2 protein-coding genes are annotated in these 847 nt (G+C 62.5%); one reads left to right on the forward strand and one right to left on the reverse strand.

All coding sequences use genetic code 11. The annotated features are described in order from the left end of the window. Nucleotides 1-281 (forward strand): hypothetical protein (locus ACLQ2T_RS29235; RefSeq protein ID WP_425769574.1); only part of this gene is annotated, 281 nt, incomplete at its 5' end. On the opposite strand, the gene ACLQ2T_RS29240 is transcribed toward ACLQ2T_RS29235, so the two are convergent. Then, nucleotides 273-716, reverse strand: a complete 444-nt coding sequence (locus ACLQ2T_RS29240) for an AAA family ATPase (RefSeq protein ID WP_425769575.1) — start codon at nucleotides 714-716, stop codon at nucleotides 273-275. The genes ACLQ2T_RS29235 and ACLQ2T_RS29240 overlap by 9 nt on opposite strands. Between the last annotated feature and the right edge of the window lie 131 nt (nucleotides 717-847).

An 847-nucleotide genomic window follows, 5' to 3' on the forward strand; every position in this document is an offset into this window, starting at 1 on the left:
TCCACTGCCGCCCGACTCGACACCTTCGCCCGTGTCGCACCAATCAACCCTTATACGCTGCTGAGATCACCTCACTGCCCGGCTGCTCACCTGGCGGGAGCGTCCATTGGCGCTGCCATGATTACCTGAAACGCAGCATCGGCAACCTCGCCGTCACCGACGGCGTCGACAATCTCCTCGCGATCATCAAAAACCGACTCAAGCGCATCCAGTATCGTCCCGACCTACTCGACGGCTTCCTCGCTCACACCGGTCTGGCCCTCGAACCCGGCTCAACCTAGCCCTTCAAGATCTGTAGCTGTGGCGCTCGTCTTCTCGGCGCAGCGACGGCAACGGGTTGGGCAAGGAGTCAGCGCCGTGGCGTTGGCCAGGCCGCTGATGTGCAGGATCGTGGTGACAGTCTCGTCGAAGCCGGTGCTCTCTGCCAAGACGTGTTCGCCGTTGATACCGAGCAGGTCGTGGGGCACGTACCACTGGCGCATCTGGTCTGCGGCGACCGGGATTGGCTCCCTGCGGCTGAGGTGGCGGCGTACCGTCTCGTCGAACGACACGTCGAAGTAGAAGACGGTGCTTGGCCCGGGATGCTCGGCGATGAGCCGGCGCAGGATCGTGCTATGGCCGTGGCTGTCCAGGATGCCTTCGAGAATGACGTGGTAGCCGGCATCGAGCGCGGCACGCGCGGTCGAAGCGATGAACGACGGCGCTACCGGCTGCATTCGATTATCGCCGTGTTCTCTGAGCAGGACTCTGCGTAGGTAATCCTGTTCTACTAAGAGCGTGTCTCGGGTGGCGGTTGGGCGGCCTGGTCTGGTAGATCTTTTCTACTGTGGACGAGCGGTTGATCCTG

The organism is Micromonospora sp. DT229, from assembly GCF_049844505.1.
Taxonomy (GTDB): Bacteria; Actinomycetota; Actinomycetes; order Mycobacteriales; family Micromonosporaceae; genus Micromonospora.

What these genes read in the sequence shown, in the direction of transcription:
- ACLQ2T_RS29240 (WP_425769575.1), bottom strand. Translation starts at nt 716, where the DNA reads ATGCAGCCGGTAGCGCCGTCGTTCATCGCTTCGACCGCGCGTGCCGCG.